The organism is Serratia proteamaculans (assembly GCF_013337185.1).
Taxonomy (GTDB): Bacteria; Pseudomonadota; Gammaproteobacteria; order Enterobacterales; family Enterobacteriaceae; genus Serratia; species Serratia proteamaculans_D.
On sequence record NZ_SWDE01000001.1, the window covers coordinates 1228767 to 1245031 of the forward strand.

General features: G+C 56.5%; 19 protein-coding genes. 16 read left to right on the forward strand and 3 right to left on the reverse strand.

The window, feature by feature from the left end; all coding sequences use genetic code 11:
- Positions 1 to 27: 27 nt before the first annotated feature.
- Positions 28 to 702 (reverse strand): HTH-type transcriptional regulator RutR, encoded by a 675-nt coding sequence (rutR, locus tag FCL49_RS05795; RefSeq protein ID WP_174352783.1) that lies wholly within the window; start codon positions 700 to 702, stop codon positions 28 to 30.
- Here rutR and FCL49_RS05800 point away from each other — a divergent pair.
- The 7 genes from FCL49_RS05800 to rutG are packed head-to-tail and all read left to right on the forward strand — an operon-like array spanning position 692 to position 6016.
- On the forward strand, positions 692 to 958 hold the full coding sequence (locus FCL49_RS05800; RefSeq protein WP_174352784.1) for a hypothetical protein: 267 nt from the start codon (positions 692 to 694) through the stop codon (positions 956 to 958). The two genes, rutR and FCL49_RS05800, sit on opposite strands and share 11 nt — an antisense overlap.
- Before the next feature lie 30 nt (positions 959 to 988).
- A complete protein-coding gene (gene rutA, locus FCL49_RS05805) occupies positions 989 to 2089 on the forward strand; it encodes a pyrimidine utilization protein A (protein ID WP_174352785.1) in 1101 nt (366 codons plus the stop codon).
- Positions 2089 to 2835 carry a pyrimidine utilization protein B gene (rutB, locus tag FCL49_RS05810; protein WP_174352786.1) on the forward strand — a complete coding sequence of 249 codons (747 nt, stop codon included), beginning with the start codon at positions 2089 to 2091 and terminating at the stop codon, positions 2833 to 2835. Before rutA ends, rutB begins: the two co-directional genes overlap by 1 nt.
- Positions 2836 to 2883: 48 nt before the next feature.
- Positions 2884 to 3270, forward strand: a complete 387-nt coding sequence (gene rutC / locus FCL49_RS05815; protein ID WP_174352787.1) for a pyrimidine utilization protein C — start codon at positions 2884 to 2886, stop codon at positions 3268 to 3270.
- Positions 3271 to 3294: 24 nt separating this feature from the next.
- The gene (rutD, locus tag FCL49_RS05820; RefSeq protein WP_174352788.1) at positions 3295 to 4098 is read left to right on the forward strand and encodes a pyrimidine utilization protein D; all 804 of its coding nucleotides are present in this window, start codon (positions 3295 to 3297) and stop codon (positions 4096 to 4098) included.
- A 14-nt stretch (positions 4099 to 4112) separates the two neighbouring features.
- Positions 4113 to 4640, forward strand: coding sequence for an NADH-dependent FMN reductase RutF (rutF, locus tag FCL49_RS05825; RefSeq protein ID WP_174352789.1), 528 nt, complete (start codon positions 4113 to 4115; stop codon positions 4638 to 4640).
- 56 nt (positions 4641 to 4696) lie between these two features.
- Positions 4697 to 6016: a pyrimidine utilization transport protein G gene (gene rutG / locus FCL49_RS05830; protein WP_174352790.1), complete on the forward strand. Its 1320-nt coding sequence runs from the start codon at positions 4697 to 4699 to the stop codon at positions 6014 to 6016.
- A 16-nt stretch (positions 6017 to 6032) separates the two neighbouring features.
- Here rutG and FCL49_RS05835 read toward each other — a convergent pair whose 3' ends face one another.
- Positions 6033 to 6950, reverse strand: a complete 918-nt coding sequence (locus FCL49_RS05835) for a DMT family transporter (protein ID WP_174352791.1) — start codon at positions 6948 to 6950, stop codon at positions 6033 to 6035.
- A 67-nt stretch (positions 6951 to 7017) separates the two neighbouring features.
- Between FCL49_RS05835 and FCL49_RS05840 the strand changes: the two genes are divergently transcribed.
- From FCL49_RS05840 to FCL49_RS05880, 9 genes are all read left to right on the forward strand, one after another.
- Positions 7018 to 7593, forward strand: coding sequence for a helix-turn-helix domain-containing protein (locus tag FCL49_RS05840; RefSeq protein ID WP_174352792.1), 576 nt, complete (start codon positions 7018 to 7020; stop codon positions 7591 to 7593).
- 130 nt (positions 7594 to 7723) lie between these two features.
- Positions 7724 to 8197: a helix-turn-helix domain-containing protein gene (locus FCL49_RS05845; RefSeq protein ID WP_174352793.1), complete on the forward strand. Its 474-nt coding sequence runs from the start codon at positions 7724 to 7726 to the stop codon at positions 8195 to 8197.
- A gap of 137 nt (positions 8198 to 8334) precedes the next feature.
- A complete protein-coding gene (gene wrbA, locus FCL49_RS05850) occupies positions 8335 to 8934 on the forward strand; it encodes an NAD(P)H:quinone oxidoreductase (protein ID WP_135315999.1) in 600 nt (199 codons plus the stop codon).
- Between the two features lie 239 nt (positions 8935 to 9173).
- Positions 9174 to 9485, forward strand: coding sequence for a hypothetical protein (locus FCL49_RS05855; RefSeq protein WP_174353472.1), 312 nt, complete (start codon positions 9174 to 9176; stop codon positions 9483 to 9485).
- Between the two features lie 137 nt (positions 9486 to 9622).
- Complete coding sequence (locus FCL49_RS05860; RefSeq protein WP_174352794.1) at positions 9623 to 11083, forward strand: TrkH family potassium uptake protein; 1461 nt, start codon at positions 9623 to 9625, stop codon at positions 11081 to 11083.
- Positions 11084 to 11252: 169 nt separating this feature from the next.
- On the forward strand, positions 11253 to 12050 hold the full coding sequence (locus tag FCL49_RS05865; protein ID WP_012006235.1) for a DNA/RNA non-specific endonuclease: 798 nt from the start codon (positions 11253 to 11255) through the stop codon (positions 12048 to 12050).
- A 231-nt stretch (positions 12051 to 12281) separates the two neighbouring features.
- Complete coding sequence (locus FCL49_RS05870; protein WP_174352795.1) at positions 12282 to 12842, forward strand: sorbitol dehydrogenase family protein; 561 nt, start codon at positions 12282 to 12284, stop codon at positions 12840 to 12842.
- 15 nt (positions 12843 to 12857) lie between these two features.
- Entirely contained in the window at positions 12858 to 14513 is a 1656-nt protein-coding gene (locus FCL49_RS05875) for a GMC family oxidoreductase (protein ID WP_174352796.1), read from the forward strand.
- Positions 14510 to 15919 carry a cytochrome c gene (locus FCL49_RS05880; RefSeq protein ID WP_174352797.1) on the forward strand — a complete coding sequence of 470 codons (1410 nt, stop codon included), beginning with the start codon at positions 14510 to 14512 and terminating at the stop codon, positions 15917 to 15919. Before FCL49_RS05875 ends, FCL49_RS05880 begins: the two co-directional genes overlap by 4 nt.
- A gap of 104 nt (positions 15920 to 16023) precedes the next feature.
- On the opposite strand, the gene FCL49_RS05885 is transcribed toward FCL49_RS05880, so the two are convergent.
- Positions 16024 to 16239 (reverse strand): hypothetical protein, encoded by a 216-nt coding sequence (locus FCL49_RS05885; RefSeq protein ID WP_012006231.1) that lies wholly within the window; start codon positions 16237 to 16239, stop codon positions 16024 to 16026.
- Between the last annotated feature and the right edge of the window lie 26 nt (positions 16240 to 16265).

Here is a 16265-nt window from a genome sequence, read left to right on the forward strand (position 1 = left end):
AGTCCGCTATCCCCTGCTCTCATCCGCTTAGCGCGGCCGAATACCCTCGATAATCACCCGCTGCACGTTCTCCACCGTCTGCTGAAAAAACGCCTCATCGTCCAGGGTCTTGCCGGTCACCGCCTCCACCTGCACCCAAAAATCTGCGTAGTGCTGAGTGGTTGCCCACAGCATAAAAATCAGATGGTGCGGCTCGACCGTCGCGATATGGCCTGCGGCGATCCAGCGCTCAATTATCCCGGACTTCTCGTCCACCAGAGACTTTAACCCGCCCTGCAGCTCTTGTTTCAACAAGGGTGCGCCCTGGATCATTTCCAGACAAAACAGCCGCGATGCCTGCGGGTGATGACGGGATACCTCCAGTTTCAGGCGGATATATTCGCGGATCGCCTGCAGGGGCTCCTGATCGGCGCGCAGCGCCTTCAACGGCGCCAGCCAGACGTCGAGAATATCTTTCAGCACCGCCAGATACAGTTCTTCTTTGGAAGGAAAGTAATACAGCAGATTGGTTTTGGACACGTCGGCACGTTCTGCCACCTGGTCCAGACTGGTGCCATGAATACCGTACAGCGAGAAAAACTCCAGTGCCGCATCCAGGATAGCGCTACGTTTTGCGGCCACCGCACGCGAGCGGCGCGTAGGGGGTTTAACGGCTTGTGGCTTCACTACGGCTCCTTGGCACAACCAGATTTTGGCCAGCATAACAAAGCCACTGGGTGAAACCCACGCTTTTACCTACCCCTTCCGAGTGATTTTCTGCACCTTTAATGAGCAGTTGCGCCTGTTTTTTGTGCATGCCATTTTGACCAAATGGTCTGTTTTAGACCACTCACTCAACATGAAAATCACGAAAGAAAAACAATTCATTGATAAATCAGCCATTTTAAAAACTGGCATCGCCTTTGCAAAAGCCTCCGTATCCAGCGCCGCCCGCAGAAAACATTCAGGCGACGCATGATCCGTTCCACTAGCAACCGGAGATGTTCAAATGAAAATTGGCGTATTTATCCCGATCGGCAACAACGGCTGGCTGATTTCCAGCAATGCCCCGCAGTACCAACCGACGTTTGAACTCAACAAAACCATCGTGCAGAAGGCCGAGCACTACAACTTCGATTTCGCTCTGTCGATGATCAAACTGCGCGGTTTCGGGGGCAAAACCGAATTCTGGGACCACAACCTGGAGTCCTTCACCCTGATGGCCGGGCTGGCCGCCGTCACCTCACGCATCAAGATCTACGCCACGGCAGCCACGTTGACCATGCCCCCGGCAATTGTCGCCCGCATGGCCTCCACTATTGACTCCATCTCCAACGGGCGTTTTGGCCTGAATGTGGTGACGGGTTGGCAGAAGCCGGAATACGAGCAGATGGGCATGTGGCCGGGCGACGATTACTTCGGCCGTCGATACGACTATCTGGCGGAGTACGTCAATGTGCTGCGCGATCTGTGGGGCACCGGTAAATCCGATTTCAAAGGCGAGTTCTTCCAGATGGACGACTGTCGCGTCAGCCCACAGCCGCAGGCGGACATCAAGGTGATCTGCGCCGGACAAAGCGACGCGGGCATGGCCTTCTCGGCCAAATATGCCGATTACAACTTCTGCTTCGGCAAGGGCGTCAACACGCCGACCGCCTTTGCGCCAACCGCAGCACGCTTAAAAGTTGCGGCGGATAGCGAAGGCCGCAGCGTGGCCTGCTACGTACTGTTTATGATCATTGCCGATGAAACCGACGAAGCCGCCCGCGCCAAGTGGGAAAGTTATAAAGCGGGGGCCGATACCGAAGCCCTGGCCTGGCTGACTGAGCAAAGCGGCAAGGACACCAAATCCGGTGCCGACACCAACGTACGCCAGATGGCGGATCCCACCTCCGCCGTCAATATCAATATGGGCACGCTGGTCGGCTCCTACGCCAACGTGGCGCGCATGATGGATGAAATCGCCACCGTCCCCGGCACCGAAGGTGTGCTACTGACCTTCGATGATTTCGTCACAGGGGTGGAAGACTTCGGCGAGCGCATCCAGCCACTGATGAAAAGTCGCGCCGACGTTTGCCCACAGACTGCCGCAAACCGCGAGGTAGCATAATGAAAATTGTTGAAAACCAAACGGTAGTGCGCCGCCAGTCACCGCAGGCCGGGGCAACCCTCACCCTGCCCGCCCGGCCGGAGGCTATCGCCTTTGCGCCGCAGGAAACCGCGCTGATTGTGGTAGATATGCAAAATGCCTACGCCTCGCAGGGCGGCTATCTGGATCTCGCCGGTTTTGATGTCTCGGCCACCGCACCGGTGATCGCCAACATCAAACGCGCCATCAGCGCTGCCCGTGCCGCCGGTATCAAGGTGATCTTTTTCCAAAATGGCTGGGACAACCAGTACGTCGAAGCCGGTGGCCAGGGCTCCCCCAACTGGCATAAATCCAACGCGCTGAAAACCATGCGTAAACGCCCGGAACTGATGGGCAAGCTGCTGGCCAAGGGCGACTGGGATTACGATCTGGTGGATGAACTGCAACCGCAGCCCGGCGACATTCTGATCCCGAAACCGCGCTACAGCGGCTTCTTCAACACCCAACTCGACAGCCTGCTGCGCTCTTACGGCATTCATCATCTGGTGTTTACCGGCATTGCCACCAACGTCTGTGTGGAATCCACGCTGCGCGACGGCTTTTTCCTCGAATATTTCGGCGTCGTGCTGGCCGACGCCACCCACCAGGCCGGGCCGCCGTTCGCCCAGCAGGCGGCGCTGTACAACATCGAAACCTTCTTTGGTTGGGTGTCGGATGTCGACAGTTTCTGTGATGTGCTCGCCGCCCCGCTCAGCCAGACGGCATGAGTTTTGCTCGCCTTTAACCAAAATTAAATTTTCACCAGGAGCGCCACTATGCCAAAAACCATTATTACCCCGCCGGGCACCGGCAAACCGCTGGCCCCTTTCGTGCCCGGCACCCTGGCCGACGGCGTGGTTTACGTCTCGGGCACGCTGGCATTCGATAAAAACAATAACGTGGTACACGTCGGTGACGCGGCGGCGCAAACCCGTCACGTGCTGGAGACCATCAAAAGCGTGATTGAAACCGCCGGCGGCAGCATGGACGACGTGACCTTTAACTCGATATTCCTCACCGACTGGCAAAACTATGCCGCCATCAATCAGGTGTATGCCGAATATTTCCCCGGCGACAAACCGGCACGCTACTGCATTCAGTGCGGATTGGTAAAACCGGACGCCCTGATTGAAATTGCCACCGTGGCCCATCTGGGCCGCTGAGTCATTACCCGCTGAGGACTGAGCATGTATTTTGAGATTTTGGGAAAAGACACGCCGTTGGCACCCACGCTGGTGCTGTCTGCCGGGCTGGGTGGCGCAGGCAGTTTTTGGCAACCGCAGATTAACGCGCTGACTGAGCATTTCCGGGTGGTGGTTTACGATCACTTCGGTACCGCACACAGCAAAGGCAGCGTGCCGAATGGCTACAGCATGGCCGACATGGCCGATGAGGTGGCGCAGTTGCTACGCTCACTTAATGTAGAACGCTGCTACTTCGTCGGCCATGCACTCGGCGGCATGATTGGCCTGCAACTGGCGCTCACGTATCCGCAACTGGTCGAAAAGCTGGTGGTGGTTAACGGCTGGTCGGCGTTGGACAGTCAGACCCAGCGCTGCTTTAAAGTACGTCAGGATCTGCTGCTCAACAGCGGCGTGGAAGCCTACGTGCGTGCCCAACCGCTGTTCCTGTTCCCCGCCGACTGGCTGTCGCACCACCAGAGTTTGCTGGATGAAGAGTTGCAGCATCAGACCGCGCATTTTCAGGGCACCGAAAACCTGCTGCGCCGTCTGCATGCCTTGATGAACACCGATTTCCGCCCGCACCTGGCGGACATTACCACGCCAACCCTGGCGCTGTGCTCCCGCGACGATTTGCTGGTGCCCTACCACTGCTCGCATCAATTGGCGGCCAGCCTGCCGAACGGCGAACTGGCCGAGATGGCCTACGGGGGTCATGCCATGAGCGTGACCAACACCGAGCACTTTAACCGCATCCTGCTGGGTTGGCTGTTGAAAACGCAAAACGCCCAAGCCCGCCTGCAACCCTAGCCCGGAGACACAATATGCAAAGCCAAACGCTGCTTGCCGATGCGCCACTACCGCCGCCGTATGTAGAAAAACAGGACTTCCGCGACGCCATGGCACGCCTGGGATCGGCGGTCAATATCATCACTACCGATGGCCCTGCCGGCCGAGCCGGTTTTACCGCTTCGGCCGTCTGCAGCGTCACCGACACGCCGCCAACCTTGTTGGTGTGCCTGAACCGCTCCGCGTCGGTCTATTCGGTGTTCAAGCAAAACCAGACGCTGTGCGTCAATACGCTGGCCGCGGAACACGAGTCGCTGTCGAATCTGTTCGGCGGCAAAACCCCGATGGACCTGCGTTTCTCCGCGGCACGCTGGTCTACGTTGGCGACCGGATCCCCCATTTTGCACGGGGCGGTGGTCTCATTCGACTGCCAGATCAGCCAGATTGTCAGCGTCGGCACCCACGACATTTTGTTCTGCCAGGCAGTGGCGCTAACGCGTAATGACGACAGCCACGGCCTGGCCTATTTCGACCGGCGCTACCACTCGCTGTTGAAACAATGATCGGCGCATAACCGCTCAAACACATTCACCTGCACCCTGAAATTTTGGAGATAACGATGGCGAATACCTGGTTTCCCCAATGGCGCATGAAACAAGGCAGTCTGGACGGTTCGATTGTTGCGCCCGATGAACGGCTTTCGCTGGCGCAAACGTTGGTGATGGGGTTGCAACATGCGGTGGCGATGTTTGGTGCCACGGTACTGATGCCGCTGCTGATGGGCTTTGACGCCAATCTGGCCATTCTGATGTCCGGCATCGGCACGCTGCTGTTTTTCCTGGTGGTTGGCGGCCGGGTACCCAGCTATCTCGGGTCCAGCGCGGCGTTTGTCGGGCTGGTGATCACCCTGACCGGCTACAGTGGCCAGGGCGCTAACCCGAATATTGCGCTGGCGCTTGGCGGCATCATCGCCTGTGGCCTGGTGTACCTGCTGATCGGCCTGGTGGTGATGAGCGTGGGGACCCGTTGGATCGAACGCCTGATGCCGCCAGTGGTAACCGGTGCGGTAGTGATGGCGATTGGCCTTAACCTGGCACCTATCGCGGTGCGCAGCGTTTCAGCTTCCAGCTTTGACAGTTGGATGGCGGTGACCACTATTTTGTGTATTGGCTCGGTCGCGGTATTTACCCGCGGGCTGATGCAACGGCTGTTGATCCTGGTGGGATTGATCGCCGCCTATTTAATTTACGTGATAGCCACCAACGGCTTTGGGCTTGGCAAATCGGTGGATTACAGCGCACTAAGCCAGGCAACCTGGTTCGGCCTGCCCCAGTTCACCACGCCGGTGTTTCACCTGCACGCCATGTTGCTGATTGCCCCGGTGGCAATCATTCTGGTGGCGGAAAACCTCGGGCATGTCAAAGCGGTGGCGGGCATGACCGGTCGCGATCTCGACCCTTATATCGGCCGTGCCTTCGTCGGGGACGGACTGGCGACCATGCTCTCCGGCTCGGTGGGCGGTACCGGGGTGACCACCTATGCCGAGAATATCGGCGTAATGTCGGTGACCAAAATTTACTCTACGCTGGTGTTTGTCGCAGCGGCGTTGGTAGCGATTGTGCTGGGGTTTTCACCGAAATTCGGCGCACTGATCCACACCATTCCCGGCCCGGTTTTGGGCGGCGCCTCGGTGGTAGTGTTCGGTCTGATCGCCGTCGCCGGTGCGCGTATCTGGGTGCAAAACAAAGTAGACCTGGGCGATAACGGCAACCTGATTATGGTTGCCGTCACGCTGGTGCTGGGTGCGGGCGATTTTGCACTGACTATTGGCAACTTCACCATGGGCGGGATAGGCACCGCCACTTTCGGCGCCATTATCCTTAATGCCCTGCTGCGCAAGCGTAAAGCGCTGCCGCTGGCAGACAGTGCCGTACGTTAATTAATCGGCGCTGGTCTTATTCGGCCAGCGCCGCCGCTTTCTCTTTGCGGCGAATACGCAGTTCGCTAACCAGCACCCCCAGCACGATCAGTGCGCACCCCAACAGAGCGACACCGGGCAAACGCTCGCCGGCAATACGCCCGACCAACCCGGCCCAGACCGGCTCACCGGCATAGATGACCGTGGCACGCGTTGGCGAAACGCTGCGTTGCGCCCAGTTCATCGTCACCTGAATGATGGCACTGGCGAGCCCCAGACCCATCGCGCTATACAACAAGTAGCTGCTATACGGCGGTACCGACTCACCGGTCGGCACCATCATCAGGAACGAGGCCACTGAGGCGGTAGCCAATTGCACCACCGTCACCCGCTTGACATTGACCTTGCCCGCATAGGCACCGATCAAAATGATCTCGGCGGCCATGCCCAAGGTACCAATCAGCGTCAGTATCTCGCCCAGGCTGAGCGTCATATCGCTGCTGCTCGGCGCTGCCAGTAACATCAGGCCGGAGAATGCCAGTAACACGCCGACCCAGGCCATCACTCCGGGAAAACGCCCCAATACCAACCATTGCAGCAGCGGCACCATAGGCACATACATGGCGGTAATAAACGCCGACTGACTGCTGCTGATGGTTTGTAGCCCCACGGTTTGCAGACCGTAGCCGAACATAATGGCAACGCCGATAAACACGCCCGCTTTCAGCTCATACCAGGTCAGCCCACGCAAACTGCGCAGCGAAAACAACACCAGTACCAGCGTGGCCGCGGCAAAACGCAAGCCAACGAAAAAGAACGGCCCGCTGACCTGCATGGCAAGATGCACTGCCAAAAAGGTGCCGCCCCAGATCATGGTGATGAAAATCAGCACCGCTTCCTGTCGCTTTATCTTGGGAATGTACGTGGAAATAAAGGATTTTTTTACTGCGGACACCGGCTTGCCCTTCCTGCTGGGTGCAATATAATGCACAGATCCTGCCAGTATGAGGTAAAGCCTGCGGATGGGCAATACAGTGAACAACGGTAAACATGAAGCTCCCAAGGTACTGCAATATCTGAGCAGCAACCTGCGCAGTTATCGCCAGCAGGCGGGGCTTAGCCAGGTGGCGTTGGCAGAAAAATCCGACGTCAGCCGCCGCATGCTGGCCGGTATTGAGGCCGGTGACCGTAACGTTAGTTTGGCGGTGCTGGACAAGCTGGCCGACGCCCTGAATATCGCCTTCACCGATCTGATCCAGGCGCCCGAAGCGCGCGGCAGCCATTTGGTGGGTGAATTGGCCTGGCAGGGAGTACAACCTGCAAGCCAGGCGCTGTTCGCCGCCAGCGTGCCTGCGCGCCAGCGGGTTGAACTCTGGGAATGGACGCTAATGCCGGGAGAGCACTACGACTCGGTGCCGGATGCCGAAGGCTGGAGCGAAATTATCTACGTGATCGCCGGTAGCCTGACGCTGATACTGGAACAGCAAACCCTGACGCTGGAGGCCGGACAAACCCAGGTGTTCAACAGCGATCAGCACTATGCCTATGCCAACCGCAGCGAGCTGCCATTACGTTTTATCCGCAACGTCACCTTCTAGTCACCACGTCAGCCCGCATTTTCAGCGGGCTGTCACCCCTCTGTCGTCCCCATGTCATGCTACTGTCGTGGCGGCCGAGGGTAGCAGCCCCTACACTTGAGCTCAGTGAACGTTCATTTTGGAGAACAGCATGCAAACCTACCGCATCAGGCAATTGCGACTTGAAAAGGGCTGGTCACAAGAGCAATTGGCCACCATTGCCGGCCTCAGTACCCGCACGGTTCAACGTATTGAAAATGGCGAGCAAGCCAGTCTCGAGACCCTGACCGCCATTGCCGCAGCCATGGGGCTACAGATCGGCGATCTTTATCAGCCGGCGCAGCCGGACAATAGTGACAACAACAATCAGGCAGAACAGGCTATTCGCCGACAGGTAGAAGCGGAAACCAGGCTGTTGAGCATGGCGGTACGGTTTGCCTGCATCGGCCTGATGCTGTTTGCCATCAACTGGTTTACCCATCCGCAATATCTGTGGTCGCTGTGGGCCATCGGCGGCATGAGCATCGCGCTGGTGATGCGTGCCACACGTACCCTGCTGTTGCGTGATGTTTTCAGTCGCTGGCAACAACAACGCCTGGCAGAAAAACTCAGGCGCATGCCATAAGCTGTAGCCAGTCCTCCAACCGGGCCAGCGCACGACTGAAGGTGGCTGGAATAAAATAATACCGCGAAGATAAGTTCAGCATTCACTTCTATGCTTAGGGGGGTATATCGTTCAATCACCAAAGCGGAGAACGGAACATGGCGAAAATATTGGTCCTTTATTACTCGATGTACGGACATATTGAAACCCTGGCGGAGGCGGTAGCGGAAGGCGCTCGCCGGGTCAGTGGCGTTGAAGTGACCCTGAAACGCGTGCCGGAAACCATTCCGGCAGAAGCCTTTGCCAAAGCCGGCGGTAAACAGGACCAAAAAGCACCGGTGGCCAGCCCACAGGAATTGGCCGATTACGACGGCATTATCTTCGGGACGCCGACCCGCTTTGGCAACATGGCCGGACAAATGCGCACCTTCCTCGATCAAACCGGCGGCCTGTGGGCTTCAGGCGCGCTGTACGGCAAAGTGGGCAGCGTCTTCTCCTCCACCGGTACCGGCGGCGGGCAGGAACATACCATTACCTCCACCTGGACCACCCTGGCGCACCATGGCTTTATTATTGTGCCGATCGGTTACGCCACCCCGGAGCTGTTTGACGTTTCCCAAACGCGCGGCGGTACGCCTTATGGCGCAACCACCATCGCCGGGGGTGACGGTTCACGCCAGCCGAGCCAGGAAGAACTGACCATTGCTCGCTATCAGGGCGAACACGTGGCGAAAATCACCGCCAAGCTGAAAAGTTAAGCGATAACCTTCTGTTACCTGCACTGCGGGGTCGTTGATTCCTGCGGCCCCATCTTGTTGCCAACCCGCAGCAAGGTTAAAATGCCGCTCAGCCTGCCATTCACTACCTGAACGTCACGGTCGAAATTCGTTCTGCCCGTCAATCACCGCCCTGTGCCCTGATGACGGGCGTTCTGTTTTTGCGCATAGCGAAGGGAAATAAGTCAGTGTCTAAAGATTTTGATGAACTAATAAGGGACCTGGATCTTATTATTGAGAATGTAGACAGTTTCAAGGCTATGGCCCCGCGCGCACCCGAGCCTCCCGCGGCACCGCCTGTGGTCCATCACTACGATTCGTTCTGCGAGAATGTGGCGCTGAAAGTGGTGTTGAAGGTTTTGCTCTCGTCGGTGGATAAAATCGTCAAGGTACAGATTGCCAATAAGGTCGAGCAGGAAATTGCCCAGATTGAACAGCAGGTAGTCCATGCCGGTGGCGGTCCAGTGTCACCCGAGGATCTGGCGCAGATGACACAATACGTGCGTCGCACGGTCAATAACCTGTTGGAATAATCGCCAGCACGGTTAAAAAACGCGCCAACTTTCACAGGCGATATGAATTTTTACGCTTTTTTTATATCGTCTGCCTTATTCTTTATATACTTAAAGAATAAATTGACTCATTGCCGACAGGCAACCCGGGCGCAAGTATGGTCAAGAATAAGCAGATCCTGGTCGTTATTCATCTTTGCAGTTTTTTAGTGTTCCTTTACAGCCTGTCAATGATCCCCCCCCTGTTGGTGGCGTTGTTGTATAAAGAAAAAAGCGTTTTTTCTTTCTTCTATACGCTGGTTATCGCCGGTTCGCTCGGCGGTTTGGGCTGGTTTAGTACCCGTCAGTCCAAGGTACAACTGCGCACGCAGGACGGTTTTCTGATCATTGTGCTGTTCTGGCTGCTGTTTTCGATGGTCAGCGCCCTGCCGTTATGGATGGACGACACGCTAAACATCAGCCTGACGGACGCGATGTTCGAAGGCGTTTCCGGCATCACCACCACCGGCGCTTCGGTGCTTAATGATGTCTCCGGCCTGCCCAAATCTTTCCTCTACTACCGCTCCCAGCTCAATTTTATCGGCGGCCTCGGTGTCATTGTATTAGCCGTCGCGGTGCTGCCGTTGCTCGGCATCGGGGGGGCCAAGCTTTATCAATCGGAAATGCCCGGGCCGTTCAAGGAAGAACGCCTGACCCCGCGGCTGGCCGACACCTCAAAAAACCTGTGGCTGATTTATCTCGGCCTGGGACTGGCCTGTACGGTGGCCTTCCGCATTGCGGGCATGCCATGGTTTGATGCCCTTTGCCATGGGATTTCCACCGTTTCGCTCGGCGGGTTTTCTACCCGTAATGAGAGCCTGGGTTATTACGATAGCTCGGCGGTGGAAATGGTCGGCGGGATCTTCTCTATTCTGGCGGCGGTGAACTTCACCCTGTATTTCGTCGCCGTGGGACGCCGCAGCCTGAAACCGCTGTTTAACAACCCGGAGCTACGCTTTTTCCTGCTGGTGCTGTCGATTATCGTGGCGATTGTCTGCTTCGAGCTGTACCGCTCGGGCATGTACGGAGCCAAAGACTCCTTCGTACACGGCTTTTTCCTCACCAGTTCGATGATGACCGATAACGGGCTGGCCACCGCCGACTATGCCAAAATGCCTTCGCACACCATTATGCTGCTGTTGGCGGCGAGCTTTTTTGGTGGTTGTGTCGGTTCAACCTGCGGCGGTATCAAGGCACTGCGTTTTCTGATCATGTACAAGCAGAGCCGTCATGAGATTAACCAGCTGGTTCATCCCAACGCCATTTTCACCATCAAGGTTGGTAACGCGCCGATTCAGGATCGCGTGTTGCGTTCGGTCTGGAGCTTCTTCTTTCTGTATGTCTTCTTCAGCTGTTTCTTCGTCTGGCTGCTGAACCTGATGGGCTATGACCTGGTCACTTCTTTCGCTACCGTCGCCGCCTGTATCAATAATATGGGATTGGGATTCGGTGAAACCGCCGCCGGATTTGGTACGCTCAGCGATGCGGCCAAATGGCTAATGTGCTCGGCCATGCTGCTGGGCCGTCTTGAGATTTACCCTATGCTGATTTTGTGCTCACGCGCTTTTTGGCGTTTTTGATACCTTCGCGGCCCTGTCGCCGTGTAGCCTGTTTTTCCTCAACTTTGCTGTACCAACGCTGACACATTCGTAACGTGAATGTGTTGCATTGTTGTATTCGTTTCATTGCGATAAGTTAACTTTACTGTAAATACATACAGTATTATTTTAACTTATTGAGGATATGAATATGCGTTTTAACAAGATGTTAGCTCTGGCCGCCCTGCTGTTTACTGCTCAGGCTTCCGCCGAGGCGCTGGAATCGATCGACAACTGTGCGGTCGGTTGCCCAACCGGCGGCAGCAGCAATGTGTCGATCGTTCGCCACGCCTATACGCTGAACAACAACAGCACCACCAAGTTCGCCAACTGGGTGGCTTATCACATCACCAAGGACACGCCAGCCAGTGGCAAAACGCGCAACTGGAAGACCGATCCGGCGCTGAACCCAGCGGATACGCTGATCCCGGCGGATTACACCGGTGCCAACGCGGCGCTGAAGGTCGACCGTGGGCATCAGGCACCGTTGGCCTCGCTGGCCGGGGTTTCTGACTGGGAATCGCTGAACTACCTTTCCAACATCACCCCGCAGATGGCCGACCTGAACCAGGGTTCCTGGGCACGGTTGGAAGATCAGGAACGCAAGCTGATTGACCGGGCAGACATCAGTTCGGTGTATACCGTGACCGGCCCGCTGTACGAGCGCAATATGGGTAAACTGCCGGGCACCCAAAAAGCACATACCATCCCCAGCGCTTACTGGAAGGTGATTTTTATCAATAACAGCCCGGAAGTGAACCACTACGCGGCGTTTCTATTTGATCAGAACACCCCAAAAAACGCCGATTTCTGTCAGTACCGCGTAACGGTTAACGAAATTGAGAAGCGCACCGGACTGATTATCTGGGCGGGTCTGCCGGAAGACGTGCAGGCATCGCTGAAGGCCAAGCCGGGCGTGCTGCCGGAACTGATGGGCTGCAAGAGCTAACGCATAAACCTGAAACCCGCTGCGGCGGGTTTTTTATTCTTTACGTGCTGTTTTGTCAGGATACCTAAGCAAGTTTATTGCCGGAAAGTTATCGCCAAGTTAATATTCCGCCAAATTATTAGAAACAAAACCATAAGCAATGGAGTTATTCCATTGTTGATTATTTTTTATCCCTCTTTACCCGCTCCCTTTTGCCTTATTCGGCACTAACACCTGTTGTGAGAAAAACACATGGAAAATTTGTTATCAGACGATGGTGGGCTACCAGCCAAAAATGGAACCGGTTTCAGTCGGCGTGAAGTCCTGCTGGGGTTGGCTTCAACCCTGCTGGCAAGCTCGCTGCTCAGTTATCCTTTCCTCAGTCTGGCTGAACAGCAAACTGCCTCGGCCAACCCGCTGCAATTTGCCCGCTTCTTCAAAATATCCCAGACGTTGACCGAACATAACGATATCGATCAGGGGATGTCGGCTCGTATATTTACTGCACTGCATAATCAGAATGCCCAGTTCACTACGCAAGTTGAGCAACTCGGCGGCCTGCTGCAACCGGGCCAGAGTGCTAAACAGTTGCAGCAGCAGGCCGTTCAGGTTGGCTTGCAGGATGTGGTCACCGCAATCATCACCGCCTGGTATACCGGCACCGTCGGCCATGGCCAAACGGCGCAGCTGATCGCCTACAAAGACGCGTTGATGTATCGCCCCGCCAGCGACGCGCTAATCGTTCCCACCTACTGTGGCAATGGACCACTGTGGTGGACCGCAGCCCCGCCTGCCGTCAATGTTTCCCTGTGATCTGAGAGCTTTCTGATGAAAAAACCTGTATTTACCGCCGATGGCAACGCCTCGGCCGATATTGTGATCGTGGGCTCCGGCATCGTCGGCGGCATGATGGCCGATCAATTGGTCAGCCAGGGTTATTCTGTGCTGGTGCTGGAAGCGGGCCTGCGCATCGAACGCGGCCAGGCGGTGGAAAACTGGCGCAATATGCCTTTTGACAACCGCGCCGGTTCAGATTACCAGGGGCTTTACCCCCAATCTGAATTCGCCACCGCGCCGCTCTATTTCCCGGAAAACAACTATGTGGCGCTAAGCGGCCCGAGCGCCGGTAGTTTCAAACAGGGTTATCTGCGTACCGTCGGCGGCACCACCTGGCACTGGGCCGCCTCCTGCTGGCGCCACCTGCCCAGTGATTTCCAAATGAAAACGCTGTACGGCGTTGGCCGCGACTGGCCGATTTCCTATGGCGAGCTTGAACCCTACTATTGCCGGGCCGAAGAAGAAATTGGCGTCGCCGGCCCCAACGATCCGCAACAGCAATCCCCGGTTGAGCGCAGTAAACCTTACCCAATGGATATGGTGCCCTGGGCACATGGCGACATCCGTTTTGCCGAGGTGGTAAACCCACACGGTTACCGCTCCGTTCCCATCCCACAGGGGCGCAGCATCCACCCGTGGAAAGGCCGTCCGACCTGCTGCGGCAACAACAACTGCCAGCCCATTTGCCCGATAGGCGCCATGTACAACGGCATTCATCATATTGAACGTGCTGAAATGAAAGGCGCGGTGGTGCTGGCAGAAGCGGTGGTCTACAAGATCGATACCGATGAGCACAATCAGGTGACGGCAGTCCATTGGCTGGACAACAAAAAGCAGTCTCACCAGGCCACGGCCAAGGCTTTCGCGCTGGCCTGTAACGGTATAGAAACCCCACGCCTGCTGCTGATGGCGGCTAATGAGCGCAATCCGAACGGCATCGCCAACGCTTCCGATCAGGTGGGGCGCAATATGATGGACCATTCAGGTTTTCACTGCACTTTCCTGGCGAAAGAACCTCTGTGGCTGGGGCGTGGTCCGGCGCAAAGCAGCTGTCTGGTTGGCCCGCGTGACGGCGAGTTCCGTAAGGACTACTCGGCCAACAAAATGATCCTCAACAATATCAACCGGGTGGTACCGGCTACCCAGAAAGCGTTGGAAAAAGGCCTGGTCGGCAAAGAGTTGGACGCAGAAATCCGTCGGCGCGCCGCCTATGGCGTCGATTTATCCATCAGCCTGGAACCGTTACCAGACCCCAACAACCGCCTGACCCTGAGTAAAACCCGTAAAGATGCTCATGGCCTGCCTTGCCCGGACATCCACTACGACGTCGGCGACTATGTGCGCAAAGGCGCGGAGGCTGCGCATAAACAGCTGGAACACATCGGCCAACTGTTTGATGCCGATGAATTCAACATCACCACCAGCCTGAACGCCAATAACCATATTATGGGTGGCACCATTATGGGCCACAGCCCCGAAGACTCGGTGGTGGACGGCAATTGCCGTGCTCATGACCATGCCAACCTATGGTTGCCGGGCGGCGGTGCCATTCCCTCCGCCAGCGTGGTGAACAGTACTCTGACCATGGCCGCATTGGGCATCAAGGCCGCCGATGATATTGCGCGCCAGCTGGCGGTGAAATCATGAAGAAACAGCTAAAGCTGACGCTTTTGTCCCTGCTGTTACTCGGCAGTAGCGCCGCGCAGGCGAGTGCAGAAGATGATTTGAGCGGCGCGGCGTTGATTAAAAAAGGCGAGCAGCTTGCCATCGCCTCCGACTGTCAGGCATGCCATACCAAACCGGAGGGCGGTACGCCGTTTGCCGGCGGCTATGGCATCAGCTCCCCCATGGGGGTGATTTACGCCACCAATATCACCCCGTCCAACATTGATGGCATTGGCGGCTATAGCGAAGAGCAGTTTTCCCGTGCGGTCAGGGACGGCATCCGTGCCGACGGCACCCACCTCTACCCTGCCATGCCCTACACCTCCTACACCCGCTTGAGCGATGAGGACATCAAGGCGCTGTATGCCTACTTTATGCATGGCGTGAAAGCTGTCGATCAGAAAAACACGCTGACCGACCTGCCTTTCCCATTTAATCTGCGCTTTAGTATGGCGGCCTGGAACTTGCTGTTTCTGAAAGAGGGTCGCTTTGCGCCAGACACCGGCAAAAGCGAACAATGGAATCGGGGAGCTTATCTGGTCAATGGCCCAGGGCACTGCGATACCTGCCACACCCCACGCAACCTGCTGATGGCTGAAGACGATAGTCAGGCGCTGGCGGGCGGTATGGTCGGCAGTTGGTATGCGCCCAACATCACCTCAGATCCCATCAGCGGTATTGGTGGCTGGAGCCAGCAGCAATTGGTGCAGTATTTGAAAACTGGCCAGATGGCCGGTAAGAACCAGGCTGCAGGCGGCATGGCGGAAGCTATCGAAAACAGCCTGCAGTATTTTTCCGATGAGGATTTATCGGCCATCGCCGTTTACCTGAAAAGCTCTGCCCCGATCAGGGACCCCCATGACAGCCAGGCGGCCGACAGCTATGGCAAGCCAACAAACGTTGAGCCTCAGTTGCGCGGGCTACACCCTGCCACGGCCAATAACACCCTGACCGACGGTGCCGCTCTGTTCAGCGGCAACTGCGCCAGTTGCCACCAGCCGGACGGCAGCGGCAGTAAAAACCAGGCTTACCCTTCGCTGTTCAATAACACGGCCACCGGCGCCGGCAACCCGGCTAACCTGATTTCGGCGATTTTGTTCGGCGTTGAGAGAAGGGTTAGCGGTGAACACGTACTGATGCCGAACTTTGGCCCACAGTCGTATGTTAATCCGCTGAGCGACCAGCAGATCGCCGCTATCAGCAATTATGTCCTGCAGCAGTACGGCAATCCTGCGGTTAAGGTCAGCGCCACGGACGTTGCCGTATTGCGGCAAGGTGGCCCGATCCCGCTGCTGGCCCGTCTGCAGCCTTATATGGCTCCGGCAATCGGCTTTGCAGTACTGGTCTTGCTTATTCTGGTTTGGCTGGTGGGGAGAAAAAGGCGTTAAATCCTGTGACTGCAGGCTGGGGCTATCCCCGGCTTGCAGGTTTTACCGCAAGTCACACAGGGATAGTTTCTGCCTTCATCCTGAGGAATTTGGCATGGGCGTTTTTATTGAGTTTGATTTTCCACACGGGTGATACCGTGTTTCTTCATGACTTCTTCCATGGTCAGATTTTCATCATCCGGTGTTTCATCAATGACAACATCTTGCGGACGAACATAAGGTTTGGTCGCGCGCTTGAACATCCACCACCAAACGAACACCAGAAACGCACCGGACTTCAGAAAGATCATGGTCCACAAGGCTATTTGATACCAGGTCATCTCTATCTCCATGAAAGAGTTAAACG